The organism is Streptomyces sp. NPDC012794, from assembly GCF_042901085.1.
Lineage (GTDB): Bacteria > Actinomycetota > Actinomycetes > Streptomycetales > Streptomycetaceae > Streptomyces.
The window spans coordinates 360992-374963 of the sequence record NZ_JBIBCI010000002.1 but is presented as its reverse complement, the minus strand read 5'-3'; the positions used below and the strand labels follow the sequence as shown (position 1 = coordinate 374963).

General features: G+C 74.6%; 16 protein-coding genes and 1 pseudogene. 10 read left to right on the top strand and 7 right to left on the bottom strand.

Annotation, left to right across the window (positions count from 1 at the left end; translation table 11 throughout):
- Positions 1 to 31 precede the first annotated feature (31 nt).
- Positions 32 to 370, top strand: a complete 339-nt coding sequence (locus tag ACFY7H_RS04900; RefSeq protein ID WP_388933132.1) for a MerR family transcriptional regulator — start codon at positions 32 to 34, stop codon at positions 368 to 370.
- Positions 371 to 425: 55 nt separating this feature from the next.
- Here ACFY7H_RS04900 and ACFY7H_RS04895 read toward each other — a convergent pair whose 3' ends face one another.
- Both ACFY7H_RS04895 and ACFY7H_RS04890 read right to left on the bottom strand, forming a co-directional pair.
- A complete protein-coding gene (locus ACFY7H_RS04895; RefSeq protein ID WP_388933130.1) occupies positions 426 to 851 on the bottom strand; it encodes a hypothetical protein in 426 nt (141 codons plus the stop codon).
- A gap of 123 nt (positions 852 to 974) precedes the next feature.
- Complete coding sequence (locus ACFY7H_RS04890) at positions 975 to 1811, bottom strand: L-threonylcarbamoyladenylate synthase (protein ID WP_388933127.1); 837 nt, start codon at positions 1809 to 1811, stop codon at positions 975 to 977.
- A gap of 154 nt (positions 1812 to 1965) precedes the next feature.
- Here ACFY7H_RS04890 and ACFY7H_RS04885 point away from each other — a divergent pair, with 154 nt between their 5' ends.
- From ACFY7H_RS04885 to ACFY7H_RS04875, 3 genes and pseudogenes are all read left to right on the top strand, one after another.
- A complete protein-coding gene (locus ACFY7H_RS04885) occupies positions 1966 to 2304 on the top strand; it encodes a DUF3040 domain-containing protein (RefSeq protein WP_388933124.1) in 339 nt (112 codons plus the stop codon).
- 84 nt (positions 2305 to 2388) lie between these two features.
- Complete coding sequence (locus ACFY7H_RS04880) at positions 2389 to 2799, top strand: VOC family protein (protein WP_388933121.1); 411 nt, start codon at positions 2389 to 2391, stop codon at positions 2797 to 2799.
- Positions 2799 to 3017, top strand: a pseudogene (locus ACFY7H_RS04875) (AraC family transcriptional regulator); the annotation flags it as partial. The gene ACFY7H_RS04880 and the pseudogene ACFY7H_RS04875, both read left to right, overlap by 1 nt.
- A 44-nt stretch (positions 3018 to 3061) precedes the next feature.
- Here the strand turns inward: ACFY7H_RS04875 and ACFY7H_RS04870 are convergent.
- A complete protein-coding gene (locus ACFY7H_RS04870) occupies positions 3062 to 3655 on the bottom strand; it encodes an MBL fold metallo-hydrolase (RefSeq protein WP_388933119.1) in 594 nt (197 codons plus the stop codon).
- A 139-nt stretch (positions 3656 to 3794) separates the two neighbouring features.
- On the opposite strand from ACFY7H_RS04870, the gene ACFY7H_RS04865 reads away from it, so the two are divergent.
- Together ACFY7H_RS04865 and ACFY7H_RS04860 are read left to right on the top strand one after the other, a co-directional pair.
- Positions 3795 to 4808 (top strand): GlxA family transcriptional regulator, encoded by a 1014-nt coding sequence (locus ACFY7H_RS04865; protein ID WP_388933117.1) that lies wholly within the window; start codon positions 3795 to 3797, stop codon positions 4806 to 4808.
- Positions 4805 to 5704 carry a sigma-70 family RNA polymerase sigma factor gene (locus tag ACFY7H_RS04860; RefSeq protein WP_388933115.1) on the top strand — a complete coding sequence of 300 codons (900 nt, stop codon included), beginning with the start codon at positions 4805 to 4807 and terminating at the stop codon, positions 5702 to 5704. The genes ACFY7H_RS04865 and ACFY7H_RS04860 overlap by 4 nt, the downstream gene beginning before the upstream one ends.
- 25 nt (positions 5705 to 5729) lie before the next feature.
- Here the strand turns inward: ACFY7H_RS04860 and ACFY7H_RS04855 are convergent, their stop codons facing one another.
- Positions 5730 to 6773, bottom strand: a complete 1044-nt coding sequence (locus tag ACFY7H_RS04855) for an aldo/keto reductase (protein ID WP_388933112.1) — start codon at positions 6771 to 6773, stop codon at positions 5730 to 5732.
- Positions 6774 to 6879: 106 nt separating this feature from the next.
- Between ACFY7H_RS04855 and ACFY7H_RS04850 the strand changes: the two genes are divergently transcribed.
- On the top strand, positions 6880 to 7596 hold the full coding sequence (locus tag ACFY7H_RS04850; protein ID WP_388933109.1) for a TetR/AcrR family transcriptional regulator: 717 nt from the start codon (positions 6880 to 6882) through the stop codon (positions 7594 to 7596).
- 54 nt (positions 7597 to 7650) lie between these two features.
- Here ACFY7H_RS04850 and ACFY7H_RS04845 read toward each other — a convergent pair whose 3' ends face one another.
- Entirely contained in the window at positions 7651 to 8043 is a 393-nt protein-coding gene (locus tag ACFY7H_RS04845; RefSeq protein ID WP_388933105.1) for a molybdopterin-binding protein, read from the bottom strand.
- A gap of 25 nt (positions 8044 to 8068) precedes the next feature.
- Positions 8069 to 9034, bottom strand: coding sequence for a DUF5937 family protein (locus ACFY7H_RS04840; RefSeq protein WP_388933102.1), 966 nt, complete (start codon positions 9032 to 9034; stop codon positions 8069 to 8071).
- Positions 9035 to 9130: 96 nt separating this feature from the next.
- Here ACFY7H_RS04840 and ACFY7H_RS04835 point away from each other — a divergent pair, with 96 nt between their 5' ends.
- Positions 9131 to 10321, top strand: coding sequence for an MFS transporter (locus ACFY7H_RS04835; RefSeq protein WP_388933100.1), 1191 nt, complete (start codon positions 9131 to 9133; stop codon positions 10319 to 10321).
- A 314-nt stretch (positions 10322 to 10635) separates the two neighbouring features.
- The gene (locus ACFY7H_RS04830; RefSeq protein WP_388933097.1) at positions 10636 to 11457 is read left to right on the top strand and encodes a SigB/SigF/SigG family RNA polymerase sigma factor; all 822 of its coding nucleotides are present in this window, start codon (positions 10636 to 10638) and stop codon (positions 11455 to 11457) included.
- An 81-nt stretch (positions 11458 to 11538) separates the two neighbouring features.
- Here ACFY7H_RS04830 and ACFY7H_RS04825 read toward each other — a convergent pair whose 3' ends face one another.
- The gene (locus ACFY7H_RS04825; RefSeq protein WP_388933095.1) at positions 11539 to 11988 is read right to left on the bottom strand and encodes an ATP-binding protein; all 450 of its coding nucleotides are present in this window, start codon (positions 11986 to 11988) and stop codon (positions 11539 to 11541) included.
- Positions 11989 to 12472: 484 nt separating this feature from the next.
- On the opposite strand from ACFY7H_RS04825, the gene ACFY7H_RS04820 reads away from it, so the two are divergent.
- On the top strand, positions 12473 to 13834 hold the full coding sequence (locus ACFY7H_RS04820) for an aspartate aminotransferase family protein (protein ID WP_388933092.1): 1362 nt from the start codon (positions 12473 to 12475) through the stop codon (positions 13832 to 13834).
- The last annotated feature ends 138 nt before the right edge of the window (positions 13835 to 13972 follow it).

Below are 13972 nucleotides of genomic sequence, written 5' to 3'. Positions count from 1 at the left end.
GCCCCTCGACGCGTTTCACAGAGAGGTGCAAATGACAGCAGACGACTCGTACGGACGTCTCGACGACGACGATTACCCCGCCTACACGATGGGCCGGGCCGCGGAAATGCTCGGCACCAGCCAGAGCTTCCTCCGCGCCATCGGAGAAGCCCGCCTCATCACCCCGCTGCGCTCGGAGGGCGGCCACCGCCGCTACTCCCGCTACCAGCTGCGCATCGCCGCCCGCGCCCGTGAGCTCGTCGACCAGGGCACGCCCATCGAGGCCGCGTGCCGCATCATCATCCTTGAGGACCAGCTCGAAGAAGCCCAGCGCATCAACGCCGAATACCGTCGCGCCGCCGAATCGTCCGGACCGCCGGCCTCCGCCTGAAGTGAGCCCGCCCGTCCCGGGCAGCGGCCCGGCCGCCGCCCCGCCGGAGGACGGCTCACCGGTGCTCGACTCCGCTGCCGCCGGGTGCCGGTGCGCCCCGGCGAGCGGGGGACGACAGCACCCGGCCCAGGTCCAGCACGCTCAGGCCGAACATCAGCACCCCCAGGGGCACGTGCAGCGACGGCACGCGCGCGATGCCCAGCACCACCTGCACCGAAGCCAGGACGAGGAAGCCGCAGGCGTACAGGACCGGCCGCGGCGAGCCGCCGCCCGGCCGCCACGCCAGGACCGCGGCCGGCACGTACAGCATCGAGGCCCCGTACATCACGCGCGCGCCGACGCCGTGCAGCGTCTCGCCGTACGACGAGGACAGCAGCAGTCCGGCGGTGAGCGCCTGGAAGAACAGCGCCAAGGTCTGCAGGGCGATCGCCGCCCTCTGGAACGTGAACCCGCCCGGTACTGCCGTCGTACGTGTGGCCATGACGCGGCCCCCTCTTCTGCCTCGCGGCGGTGGATCGGTGATCTCTCGCCGGTCCGACGACGCAGCTCCGCGAAATGTGAGGCGCCCCGGCCGACCCGGTTTCCGGGCCGCCCTCCCCGCCCGTCAGTCCGCGTACGCGCGGGCCGGGAGGCGGTGCCCGGCGCGGGGGGCGGACACGAGGGCGAAGCCGTGGTTGGCGGCGATCGCCCGGGTGTGGTCGGCGGACAGCGAGCCGTGCCGTTCGAGGGTGAGCGCGGGCAGTCCCGAGCGGCCCCGTCCGGGCGCGTGGTGGAAGGAGAGCACCGTGGCCGGCGTCGGGGCGTGGTGGGGGTAGCGGCGGCGAGCCGCGGGCTCGTCGTCGTGGACGAGGATCCGGACGTCGGGCCGGTGGCCGAAGTCGGCGACCACGCCCTCGGCGCGCCAGTGGGCCGGTTCGTGCTCCGCGCCGGTCAGGTGCCGGGAGAGGTTCACCGAGGTGATGGACAGCAGGGCGCCGCCGGTGCGCTCCAGCGCCTCGGCGAGGAAGCCGTTGGAGGGGCAGCGGTAGCCCGGTCCGACGAGCCGTACGGTGGCCACCCCGTCCCGGACCTCCGTCAGGTGCCGCGGGACGTGTGCGGCGGCGGGGCCGCGGAAGCCGAACGGGCCGAGCAGGAACAGCTCCTCGACGAGCTGGCCGAGCTGCCGGCGCGGCAGGGCCGCCGGGACCCGGCTCCAGTCGAAGAGCGACAGCACCCGCTCGCGGACCGTGGTGACACTGGCGACCTGCCCCTCGGGGCGGCCCTTCAGCCGGCTGACCCGCTCGACGGCCGCACGGTCGGCACCGGCGGTCACGGCGTAGAGGTTGCCGAAACCGTGCGCCACCGCGCACCCCTCCGCCAGCGCGCCCGCCGCGGCCCGTACGTCCTCGGCGTCGTCCAGGACCAGTCGCCGTCCGTTCGTCCTCGTCCGCTGTCCGTTCACTGCCGGCCTCCGCAACGTGATCCTTTACGAGCGGCAACGAGAAGGCCCCGGATACGTCACCGGCCATCCGGGTGGGACGCCGCGCCGGGGTGTAGGCGGCGACCCCGCGGGTAGGCGCAGTGGCGGGGGTACGGAACACCCCGGGAGGTCTGCCATGGACGGCCCCGAGCTCTCGGAACACGAGCGGATGATCCTCGACGGCATCGAGGGCGACCTGCGGTCCGACGCCCGCCTCGACCGCAGGCTCCGTACCCTGCGCCGCGGACTCGGACCGTGGAGCGGTACGTGGAGCCGGCAGGGCCTGTGGACGTCCCTGCTGGTCCTCCTCTGCGCGTCCCTCTTCGTACGGGCCGTGGCGACGGGTTCGCCGGCCCTGCTGTGGCTCTTCGCCGGCGTGTGGGTGCTCACCGCGGTCCGGCTGCTGCGGCTGGGCTGCTCGTGGGGGCGCCGCCGGATGAACGCCAGGGCCGCGGCCGCTGCCAGGAGGAACTGAACCGGACCGGACCAGGCCGGACCGGGCGGGACCGGTCAGGATTCGAGAAGCGCCGCCCCGGACCCCGCGCCTACCGTTGCGGGCATGGACATCACCATTCACACCACCGCCCTCCCGCACACCGACCCGGACGCCTCCGTGGCCTTCTACCGGGACGTCCTCGGCTTCGAGGTCCGCAGCGACGTCGGCCAGGGCACGATGCGCTGGATCACCGTCGGCCCCGTCGGCCAGCCCGGTACGTCGATCCTGCTGGCGCCGCCCGCCGTCGACCCGGGGATCACCGAGGCCGAGCGGCGCACCATCCTGGAGATGATGGCCAAGGGCACCTACGGCTGGATCCTGCTGGCCACCCGCGACCTGGACGCCACCTTCGAGAAGGTGCGGGCCGCCGACGCCGAAGTGGTCCAGGAGCCCACCGACCAGCCCTACGGCGTGCGCGACTGCGCCTTCCGCGACCCCGCGGGCAACCTGGTCCGGATCCAGGAACTGCGCTGATGTGCCGCCCCGGCTGGGCGCGCGCGCTCACCGAGGCACAGCACCTGAGGGAACTCGCGCGGCTGCGCCGGGTCCGGGACCGGATCGACCGGGAGCACGCGCGGCCGCTGGACGTCCTGGCCCTCGCGCGGGCCGTGGACATGCCGGCCGGGCAGCTCGGCCGCGAGTTCCGGCTCGCCTACGGCCGCTCGCCGTACGCGTACGTGACCGCGCGGCGCGCCGCCGCCCGCGCGGAGACGGCCGGCTGATCCGGCGGGCACCTCTACAGGGGTGCGCTGTCGTCCGCCGGGAAGGCGGGGCCGTGGCCGGGGACGATCACGTCCGCGGCCGCGAGCACCCGCTCCCGGGAGGCCCGCAGGACGTCGTGGTCCGGGGCGACCGGGTCGTCGACCGGGCCGTTGGGGCGCCACCACAGGTCGCCCACGAAGGCCACGACGCCCTCGTCGGTGCCCGCGAGCAGCGTGATGTCCTCACGACTGTGGCCCGGGGTGCGGATGAGGCGGAGCGCGGGGGTCAGTTCGTAGCCCTCGGCGTCGCGGTCGGTCCACTGGTCGTTCTCGTAGATCGCCTTGTGGTCGTGGACGCGGGCGTGGCCGAACAGGCCGACGTTCATCGTGTTGTCGGGGTGGTGGTGGCTCAGCACCACGTCGGTGATGTCGTCGGGGCCGAGCCCCATCTCCGCGAGCGGGCCGAGGATCCGGTCGCGGCCGGCCACCATGCCGGGGTCGACGATCACGTGGCGGTCCCCGTCGCGGGCGTAGGAGACCGTGGCGGCCACGCCGGGGCCGGTGGAGAGGGTGTAGCCGGTGGTCAGGATGCGGAAGCGGGCGCTGCGGCCGAGCGGTGCGTTCGTCATGCCCCCAAGTCTTGGCGGAGACGCGGCACTTCACGAGTGGCCGTACTGCCACTGATCGCGGGAATCGTGCCACGCGGGCGGGGGAGTGCGCCCCGGACGCGCTGGGGGCCGTGCGCGGGGCGCGTGCCAGACTGCCCGCATGCCGCCCTTCGTGTCCGTCGCCGCGTACGCCCCGCCCGGGGTCGGGATGCTCGGGGCCGGGATCGTCTCCGAGGTGTTCGACGAGCGCGGCCAGGGCCTGCCCCGGTTCGACTTCGCCCTCTGCACGGACCGGCCCGGCGCGGTGCGCAGCGACGTCGGGCTGCCGCTGATGGTCGAACACGGCCTGGACCGGCTGGCCTCGGCCGACCTGGTGATCGCCCTGCCCTGGGCCGGCTTCCGCACGCCGCCGCCGTCCGCGGTGCTGGACGCGCTGGCCGCCGCGTACGCGCGGGGCGCGCTGGTGGCCGCGCACTGCGTCGGGGCCTTCGCGCTCGCCGCGGCCGGGCTGCTCGACGGGCGCCGGGCCACCACCCATTGGCGGTTCGCCGGCCTGCTGGCCGAGCGGCATCCGGCGGTCGGCGTCGAGCCCGACTCCCTGTACGTGGACGAGGGCCGGATCGTCACGGGCGCGGGCGCCGCCGCCGGCTTCGACCTGTGCCTGCACCTGCTGCGGCGGGAGTACGGCGCCGCCACGGCCAACGCCATCGCCCGGGACCTGGTGCTGCCGTCCCACCGCGACGGCGGACAGGCCCAGTACCTGGCGACGCCGGTCCCGGAGGACTGCCGGGACGAGAAGCTCGCCGAGGTGCTGGCGTGGGCCCGTGCGCACCTCCACGAGCCGCTGCCGGTGGCCGAGCTGGCCCGCCGGGCCCTGATGAGCAGGCGTTCCTTCGCCCGGCGCTTCGCGGCCTCGACCGGCACCACCCCGCACGCCTGGCTGCTCGGGCTGCGGCTCAGCCGTGCCGAGGAGCTGCTGGAGACCACGGACCTGCCGGTCGAGGAGATAGCCCGGCTGGTCGGCTTCGGCAGCGCGGCGGTCCTGCGCGAGCAGTTCGTGCGGCGCCGCGGGGTGCCGCCCCGCTCCTACCGCAGGGCCTTCAGCCGTACCCCGGCGCGGGGTCAACGTCCCCTGGAACAGGCCGACATCACTACGGGGGGACCGGACAGGTGAACGCGAAGGACGATCTGGCACGGCGGTTCGACGAGCACCGGCCGCACCTGCGTGCGGTGGGCTACCGGATGCTGGGCTCGCTCAGCGATGCCGACGACGCCGTACAGGAGGCCTGGTTCCGGCTGAACCGCTCCGACGCCGGCGAGGTCGCCAATCTGGGCGGCTGGCTGACCACGGTGGTCGGGCGGGTGTGCCTGGACATGCTGCGGTCGCGCACCACGCGGCGGGAGGAGCCGCTGGAGGCCGGGGACGGGCCGGTCCGGCTGCCCGATCCGGTCATCGGCCTGCCCGGCCGGGCCGACCCGGAGCAGCAGGTGCTGCTGGCCGACTCGGTCGGCATGGCCCTGATGGTCGTACTGGACACCCTCTCGCCGGCCGAGCGGCTCGCGTTCGTCCTGCACGACCTGTTCGCCGTGCCCTTCGAGGGGATCGCCCCGGTCCTCGGCCGGACGGCGGCCTCCACGCGCCAGCTCGCCAGCCGGGCTCGGCGCCGCGTCCAGGGGGCCGCGCCGGCGCCCGACTCGGACCCGGCCCGGCGCCAGGAGGTCGTCGACGCGTTCCTGGCGGCCGCCCGGGGCGGGGAGTTCGACGCCCTCGTCGCCGTCCTGGACCCCGATGTCGTGGCCCGCTCGGACGGCGGCGCGCTGCTGCCCGGTCTGCTGCGGCGCGGTGCGGCGGAGGTGGCCTCGCAGGCGATCACGTTCGCCCGGTTCGCCCGCGCCGGGCGCCCGGTGCTGGTCAACGGCACCCCCGGGGTGCTCTCCCTGGCGGAGGACGGCCGCCCGGTGTCGGTGATGGCCTTCACGATCCGGGGCGGACTGATCACCGCCCTCGACATCCTCACCGACCCCGAGCGCCTCGCCCGCCTGGAGTGGGGCGGCGCGCTGGAGGAGTGAGCGCCCCGGCCGCCGGCCGGTACGGTCACCCGCGCGCCAGCAGCGAGGGGTTGAGGCGGGCGAAGCCCTCCTGGCGCTCGTACGGGAAGTACGGGTACGGAGCCGGTCGGTGGCTGGCGGCGTCGAGCCGGGCCACCTGCTCCGGGGTCAGCTCCCAGCCGACGGCACCGATGTTCTGCCGCAGCTGCTCCTCGTTGCGGGCGCCGACGAGCACGGTGGAGACGGTCGGGCGGCGCAGCAGCCAGTTGATGGCCACCTGCGGGACGGTCCGGCCGGTCTCCTGCGCGATCCCGTCGAGGGCGTCGACCACGTCGTAGAGGTGTGCGTCCTCCACCGGCGGGCCGTAGTCGGCGGTCTCGTGCAGCCGGCTGCCGGCCGGCAGCGGGCTGCCGCGGCGCAGCTTGCCGGTGAGGCGGCCCCAGCCGAGGGGGCTCCACACCATCGCGCCGACGCCCTGGTCGTGGGCGAGCGGCATCAGCTCCCACTCGTAGTCCCGGCCGACGAGGGAGTAGTACACCTGGTGGGCCGCGTAGCGGGGGAAGCCGTGCCTCTCGGCCGCGGACAGGGACTTCATCAGCTGCCAGCCCGCGAAGTTGGAGACGCCGACGTAGCGGACCTTGCCGGAGCGGACGAGCTGGTCGAGGGTGGCCAGCACCTCCTCGACGGGGGTGGCGGCGTCGAAGCCGTGCAGCTGGAAGAGGTCGATCCGGTCGGTGCCGAGCCGGCGCAGGGCGTCCTCGACCGCCCCGATGAGGCGGGAGCGGGAGGTTCCGTACTCGCCCGGGCCGTCACCGGTGGGCAGGCCCGCCTTGGTGGAGATCAGCACCTGGTCCCGGCGGCCCTTGACGGCCTGGCCGAGGACCTCCTCCGAGGCGCCCGCCGAGTAGACGTCGGCGGTGTCGAACAGGGTGATGCCCGCCTCCAGGCAGATGTCCACCAGCCGGCGCGCCTCCTGGGCGTCGGTGCTGCCCCAGGCGCCGAAGACGGGGCCCCGGCCGCCGAAGGTGCCGGCTCCGAAGCTGAGGGCGGGGACCTTGAGGCCGGACGCGCCGAGCTGCCTGTATTCCATGACGGAGTCCTCCCGAGAGCGGGCCCGAGCGGTAATGGCACCGCAGACCCTTTAAGGTGGTCCCAACGTAACAGCTGGACACCGCTAATGGAACCGAGGACCCGTTATGACATTGCCGAGTGCTGCCCGAGGGGACGCGGGGGACGCCGGGGAGACGGCGGACGGGGCCGCGGCGGACGCCGGGGACGCGGGGTTCGCCGGGGACACCGGGGACACGTCCGCCGGGCCGGGGACCGTGCGCCCCGGGGGCCGGACCGCCCGGGTACGGGCCGCCGTGCTGGACGCGGCCGGGGACATGCTGGCCGAGCACGGCTTCCACGCACTGGACCTCGCCGAGGTCGCCCGGCGGGCCGAGGTCGGCAAGACCACCGTGTACCGGCGCTGGGGCACCGTGGCCGGGCTGGTCGCCGACCTGCTGACGGACATGGCCGAACAGTCGCTGCCGCGCACCGAGACCGGCTCGCTGGAGGAGGACCTGCTGGCCAACGCCGCACTCGTCCGGCGCACCCTGTCCGACCCGCGCCAGGGCCCCCTGTTCAAGGCCGTCATCGCCGCCGCCACGGGCGACGCCCGGACGGCCGAGGCCCTGCACCGCTTCTACGCGGTCCGGGTCGCGGAGTGGGCGCCCTGCGTCGAGGAGGCCGTCGCACGGGGCGAACTGCCGCGGGGCACCGACGCCGCCGAGGTGGTCCGCGCCGTCTCCGCCCCGCTGTACTACCGGCTGCTGACCAGCGACGCCCCGCTGGACGAGGCCGCGGCCCGGCGGGCGGCCCTGGCGGCGGTGGCGGCGGCCCGCGCGGGGGCCTTCGTACGGACCCCGTAGGCCGTCACGTCCGGGTCTTCCGGGCGGTCCGGCCCGGGGCGCTCCGGCCCCCGGTCAGGCGCGGTCGACGAAGACGCTGGTGGACTTCACCCGGGCCGTGGCGCGCATGCCGACCTCCAGGCCCAGCTCCTCCACCGCCTCCCGGGTCAGCAGCGACACCACCCGGTGCGGGCCCGCTTGGATCTCCACCTGCGCCGCGACCGAGCCCAGCCTGATGCCCGTCACGATGCCGGGGAAGGCGTTGCGGGCCGAGGTGTACGGGCCCTCCCCGTCCTCCCCGGTCTCCTGCGCCACCTCGACGCAGAACGCCGCGAGGTCCGGCCCGTCGACGATCCTGCGGTTCCCCTCGCGCCGGGTCGGGAAGCGCTCGGCGTCCGCCCAGCGGCGGGCGGTGTCACTGCTGACGCCGAGCAGCCGGGCCGCCTGGCCGATCGTGTACGACTCCATGCACCGCAGCGTAGGCGGTGCCCGGTCAGGCCGTGAGGAGGGCGTCCGCGATCGCCGTGCGCGCGTACAGCACCGAACGGCCCGCCCGGTGGGCGGTGACCAGACCCGCGTTGCGCAGGGCCGTCAGGTGCTGCGACACCCCGGCCGCGGACAGTCCGCACTGCCGCGCGAGCTGCGTGGTCGACGCCGGGGTGTCCAGCTCCGCCAGCAGCAGCGCGCGGGAGCGCCCCAGCACCCCGGCCACCGCGTCGGCGGAGGAGCAGGTCCGCGGCTCCCACAGCGTGCCGACGCCGCGCGCCGGATAGGCCAGCTGGGGCGGGTCGGGGGCCACCGCCCGGGTCAGGACGCGCGGCCAGGCGAAGGCCGACGGCACCAGCAGCAGGCCGGCACCGGACTGGTCGCGGCTCAGCCCGCAGTGCGCCCGGACCAGGCGCAGGGTGTCCGCGTCCCACCACACGGACTCGTGCAGCTCGTTCAATACGGACGCCGTCCCGTGCTCGGCGACCTGGCGGGCACGGTGGAACACGTCCGCCTCCAGCACCTGGCGGATGCGCGCCCAGTAGGGCGCCAGAGCCAGCTCCCAGTACACCTCGATCTCCGCCGCGACCTTCTCCAGCGCCGCCTCCGGCTCCTCCAGCAGCTGCCTCAGGCGGGGCGAGGAGTCCGCCCCCGCGCCCAGCCCGGCGAGGTCGGTGCGCACCTGCTCCGGCCGGGTCGCGCGGACGGCCCGCAGCTCCGCGGACAGTTCCGGGAAGGGCCCGGGCGGGGTCGGGTTCAGGAAGTCCGCCAGGTAGCCGCGCGCCGGGACCAGCTCGGCCAGCCAGCCCCGCCCCAGGCCCGCTCGCGCGATCCGGGGCCGCACCTGCGCGGCCCAGCTCCGGTGCAGGTGCGGCGGGGCGGGGTCCAGCAGCCGCCGGAAGCTGGTGACGACCTCCCACATCGGGGAGACCGCGAACCGGGTCTGCGCCAGGTCCCCCGCCGAAAAACTCAAGCCCGTCCGCACGGCCGCGCCCCCTCGTCCCGCCCCTTGGATTCGGCCTGAGCTTAATCAGTTCGGGAGGGCGGGGCGGGCGTGCAGGCTCCTCGCATGCTCTCCACCTTCCGCGGACTCCCGCCCACCGTCTGGACCCTGTTCGCCGGCACCGTCGTCAACCGGCTCGGCCACCTGGTCACCCCGTTCCTGGTGTTCCTGCTGGCCGACCGGGGGATCACCGGCACCGAGACCTCGTACGTCCTCGGCGCGCTCGGCGCGGGCAACCTGCTCGGACCCGCGCTCGGCGGCGTGCTGGCCGACCGGATCGGGCGCCGTCCGACGATGCTCATCGGGCTGCTGGGCGCCGCGGCGGCACAGGGCGCGCTCTTCCTCGCGCCGGGCGTGCTGACGATGGGCGCGGCCGCCCTGCTGCTGAGCGCGGCCTCGGCGGCGGTCGGCCCGGCCACGTACGCGTTGATGGCCGACACCGTCGACGGGGAGCGCAGGCAGCGGGCGTACGCGCTGTTCGGGTGGGGCGTCAACATCGGGACGGCCGTCGCCGGGGTGCTCGGCGGCTTCCTCGCCGCCCACGGCTACTGGCTGCTCTTCGCCGTCGACGCCGGGACCCTGCTGGTGTACGCGGTCGTCGTCGCGACCCGGCTGCGCGAGCCGCGCCGGGAGGCCCCGGCGGACGGGACCGCACAGACCCTGGGCTACGGGGTCGTGCTGCGCGACCGGCTGATGCTGGTGCTGCTGCCGGTCTTCGGCGTCCAGCTGTTCGTGTACTCGCTGACCGAGGTGGCCCTGCCGCTGTCCATGCGCGACAGCGGGCTGTCCCCCGCCGCCTACGGGGCGATGGCCGCCGTCAACGCGGTCCTGGTGGTGGGCCTGCAGCCGCTGGTGACCGCCCGTCTCACCAAGCTGCCGCAGCTGCCGGTGCACGCGGCCGGCAGCGTGCTGATCGCCGCCGGAGTGGCCGCGACCGGGCTCGCCGACACCCTCGCGGGCTACACGGCCTCGGTGGTCGTCTGGTCGCTCGGCGAGGTGGTCGTCGCCGGGATCGCGGCCTCGGTGATCGCCGGCCTCGCCCCGGCCGACGCCCGCGGCCGCTACCAGGGCGCCTTCAGCTGGACCTGGGGCGTCGCCCGCTTCGCCGCGCTGACGCTGGGCGTGACGCTGTACGCGGGCGCCGGCCCGGCGGCCCTGTGGTGGACGGCCCTGGTCGGCGGGCTGCTCTGCTCGGCGGCGGTCGTGCTGCTGCGCCACCGGGTCGCGGCCCGGGTGGAGCACGAGCTGGCGGCGTAGGGGCGCCGGGACGGCGGAGGCGGTATCCGGCCGGTACCGAGTCGCGTGCGGGGAGCCCACGGGGGAGCTCCTCGCACGCGACTCGGTACCGGCCGGTTGCTCCTCCCCGGCGCGGTGTCGGAGGCCGTCGCGGGGCCGGTGCTGCCCCGGTGACCAGGGGTTTCGTCCGGGGCGTGGTTTCACGTGAAACACAGGACCTAAAAAAGGGCGGGTATGCGCCGGTTTGGCCGGGTATATCCACCTGGATGGTGAGGGCCCACAGCGCATGACTCGGCCCCGCGACCCGGGACCGCCCGTCGGAGGAGCGCAGAACAATGGACCGTACCGAGCGCGACCACACCGAAAGCAAGGACCGCATGGACGCGGCCACCCTCGAGGCCAGGGCGCTGTCCACCGCCCTGTTCCACCGCCTCGCGGAGCTGAACGAGGGAACGGCCGACTACTCGTACGTCCGCAACACGCTGGTCGAGCTGAACCTCAGCCTGGTGAAGTACGCCGCGAGGCGCTTCCGCGGCCGCAGCGAGCCGATGGAGGACATCGTCCAGGTCGGCACGATCGGCCTCATCAAGGCCATCAACCGGTTCGACCCCGGGCGGGGGGTGGAGTTCACCACCTTCGCGATGCCCACGATCAGCGGGGAGATCAAGCGGTTCTTCCGTGACACCAGCTGGGCGGTCAAGGTCCCCCGCCGCCTCCAGGAGCTGCGGATCGACAGCGCGAAGGCCCACGACGCGCTGGAGCAGGACCTCGGGCGCGAGCCGACCGACGCCGAGATGGCCGAGCAGCTGCACGTCACGCCGGAGGAGTTCAGCGAGGGCCGCAAGGCGGCCAGCGCGTACTCCGCACGCTCCCTGGACGCGCCCGTGCAGGAGGACTCCGAGCGCGACCCGGCCGCGGAGCGGTCCTCGATCGGCGAGGAGGAGCCCGCGTACGACCGGATCGAGTGCCTGGAGTCGCTCAAGCCCATGCTGGCCGAGCTGCCCGCCCGGGAGCGGGAGCTGCTGTCGCTGCGGTTCGGGCAGGAGCTGACCCAGTCCGAGATCGGGGCCCGGCTGGGCCTGTCCCAGATGCACGTGTCCCGGCTGCTGAACCGCACCCTGACCCGCCTGCGCGGCGGCCTCCTCACCGACGCGTAAACCTGGCCTCGCGCGGGCCGCCGCTCGGGCGGCAGGGCGTTCAGGCCCCCTCCCGGGGCGGCTGCCGCTCGGGGGGCAGGCTCAGGCCCCTGCCGGGCCTCCGTCGGCCGCGGGGGCGGCGACCGCGGACCCGGGGGCCGTCATCTCCAGCCAGACCGTCTTGCCCGGGCGGCCGTCCGCGGCGGGCACCGAGCCCCAGCTCTTGGCGAGGCGCTCCAGCAGGATCAGCCCGTGCCCGCCCGGCCGGGAGCGGTCGCGCGTCGCCCGGCGCACGGGCGGTTCGGGGTTGTCGTCGCTGACCTCGGCCCGCAGCAGGCCGGGGCTGTGCCGCAGCACCAGTTCGCGCGGGCCGCCCGCGTGCAGACAGGCGTTGGTGACCACCTCGGAGACCAGCAGGAGCACGTCCTCCTCGGCCTCCGAGCCCTCGGACCACGACCAGTCGGTGAGGGCCCGTCGCGTGAAGTCCCGGCACCGGGCTACGACCCCTGTCGTGGCACCGCCCAGGACCAGCCGCCGCGTCTGCTCCGCCACAGGCTCTCCTGTCTCCGCCACCGCTCCCCCGGCGCCGCACCTACCCCCGGCCGGGACGGACAAATCCCGCACGGGCACCACGCTACTGCCGAGTGTGCACCGGAAGCACGACGCGCGGCGGTGAGAGGTCACGGCGGGGCCCTCCGCCGCCGCCCGGCACCGGCCGCCCGGCGCCCGCACGCGGCGGGTCCGGAGGGGCGCGGTCTCGAAGGGGCCTCGAAGGCCCGTCGAAGGCGCCGGGACCGGCGCGTCCAGGGCGGCCGGGCGGCGGCTCTTCAGGCGCCCCCGGCGGCGCGCGGACCCGCGAAGGGCTCCCACCATGGGTTTCCCGCCGTTCTCCCCCGTGGAGCGGCCGGTCCGGGGGACGCTATGCGCGCCGCCCGGACCCGTCGAGAACACGGCCCGGGATCCGTCAAGTCGCCCGCGCGGGGTGTCGTACCCGAGGCACCCTGGCGTCCACATCATGGACAACTACCCTCGATATATGAACGCAGAAGCCGATGCCACCGCCGCCGTGAAAGACGCAGTCAAAGAAGCTGACCGGAAGCACGTTTTCCATTCCTGGTCGGCACAGGAGCTGATCGACCCGCTCGCCGTGGCCGGCGCCGAGGGCTCGTACTTCTGGGACTACGACGGCAACCGCTACCTCGACTTCTCCAGCTCGCTCGTCTACACCAACATCGGCTACCAGCACCCCAAGGTGGCCGCCGCCATCGCCGAGCAGGCCCACCGGCTCTGCACCCTCGCGCCCGGCTTCGCCGTGGACGTCCGCTCCGAGGCCGCACGCCTCATCGCCGAGCGCACCCCCGGCGACCTCGACAAGATCTTCTTCACCAACGCCGGTGCCGAGGCCGTGGAGAACGCCGTACGCATGGCCCGGCTGCACACCGGCCGGCCCAAGGTGATGTCCGCGTACCGCTCGTACCACGGTGCGACCAGCACCGCGATCAACCTCACCGGTGACGCCCGCCGCTTCGGCAACGACACCGCGACCGCGGGCGTCGTCCACTTCTGGGGACCGTTCCTCTACCGCTCGCCCTTCCACGCCACCACCGAGGCCGAGGAGTGCGAGCGGGCCCTGCGCCACCTGGAGGACACGATCGTCTTCGAGGGGCCGCAGTCCATCGCCGCGATCATCCTGGAGACCGTCGGCGGCGCCCCCGGCGTGCTCGTGCCCCCGGCCGGCTACCTGGCGGGCGTGCGCGAGCTCTGCGACCGCTTCGGCATCGTCTTCATCCTGGACGAGGTCATGGTCGGATTCGGCCGCACCGGCGCCTGGTTCGCCGCCGACCACTGGGACGTCACCCCGGACCTCCTCTGCTTCGCCAAGGGCATCACCAGCGGCTACGTGCCGCTGGGCGGCGTCGCCATCTCCGCCGCCATCGCCGAGACCTTCGCGCGCCGGCCGTACCCGGGCGGGCTGACGTACTCGGGGCACGTGCTGGCCTGTGCCGCCGCCGTCGCGACGGTCAACACCATGGCCGAGGAGGGCATCGTCGAGCAGTCCGCCCGCACGGGTGCCGAGCTGCTGGGGCCCGGACTGCGCGAGATCGCCGGCCGGCACCCGTCCGTCGGCGAGGTCCGCGGCATGGGCACCTTCTGGGCGCTGGAACTCGTACGCGACGGGGAGACGCGCGAGCCGCTCGTCCCGTACAACGCCTCCGGTGCCGACAACGCGCCGATGGCCGCCTTCGGCGCGGCCCTGAAGAAGGCCGGCCTGTGGCCCCTCCTCGCCGGGAACCGCATCCACCTCGCACCGCCCTGCAACATCGCGGAGCAGGACGTGGCCAAGGGGCTGGCGATCCTGGACGAGGCCCTGTCCGTCGCGGACGCGCACATGGCCTGACCTGCGAGCTTGTGCGGTCGCCCAATCCGTGGGTGCTGGTGTTGGGAGGTTCCGTGCGGTGGTCAACCCGCCGCACACATGGTGCAATCCCGTCAGTACTTCAGTACTACTCAGCACCTACGGACCGGGATGCACGTC

Coding starts and splice junctions, on each gene's coding strand:
- ACFY7H_RS04900 (WP_388933132.1), top strand. CDS start 32: ATGACAGCAGACGACTCGTACGGACGTCTCGACGACGACGATTACCCC.
- ACFY7H_RS04895 (WP_388933130.1), bottom strand. CDS start 851: ATGGCCACACGTACGACGGCAGTACCGGGCGGGTTCACGTTCCAGAGG.
- ACFY7H_RS04885 (WP_388933124.1), top strand. CDS start 1,966: ATGGACGGCCCCGAGCTCTCGGAACACGAGCGGATGATCCTCGACGGC.
- ACFY7H_RS04880 (WP_388933121.1), top strand. CDS start 2,389: ATGGACATCACCATTCACACCACCGCCCTCCCGCACACCGACCCGGAC.
- ACFY7H_RS04870 (WP_388933119.1), bottom strand. CDS start 3,655: ATGACGAACGCACCGCTCGGCCGCAGCGCCCGCTTCCGCATCCTGACC.
- ACFY7H_RS04865 (WP_388933117.1), top strand. CDS start 3,795: ATGCCGCCCTTCGTGTCCGTCGCCGCGTACGCCCCGCCCGGGGTCGGG.
- ACFY7H_RS04855 (WP_388933112.1), bottom strand. CDS start 6,773: ATGGAATACAGGCAGCTCGGCGCGTCCGGCCTCAAGGTCCCCGCCCTC.
- ACFY7H_RS04850 (WP_388933109.1), top strand. CDS start 6,880: ATGACATTGCCGAGTGCTGCCCGAGGGGACGCGGGGGACGCCGGGGAG.
- ACFY7H_RS04845 (WP_388933105.1), bottom strand. CDS start 8,043: ATGGAGTCGTACACGATCGGCCAGGCGGCCCGGCTGCTCGGCGTCAGC.
- ACFY7H_RS04835 (WP_388933100.1), top strand. CDS start 9,131: ATGCTCTCCACCTTCCGCGGACTCCCGCCCACCGTCTGGACCCTGTTC.
- ACFY7H_RS04830 (WP_388933097.1), top strand. CDS start 10,636: ATGGACCGTACCGAGCGCGACCACACCGAAAGCAAGGACCGCATGGAC.
- ACFY7H_RS04820 (WP_388933092.1), top strand. CDS start 12,473: ATGAACGCAGAAGCCGATGCCACCGCCGCCGTGAAAGACGCAGTCAAA.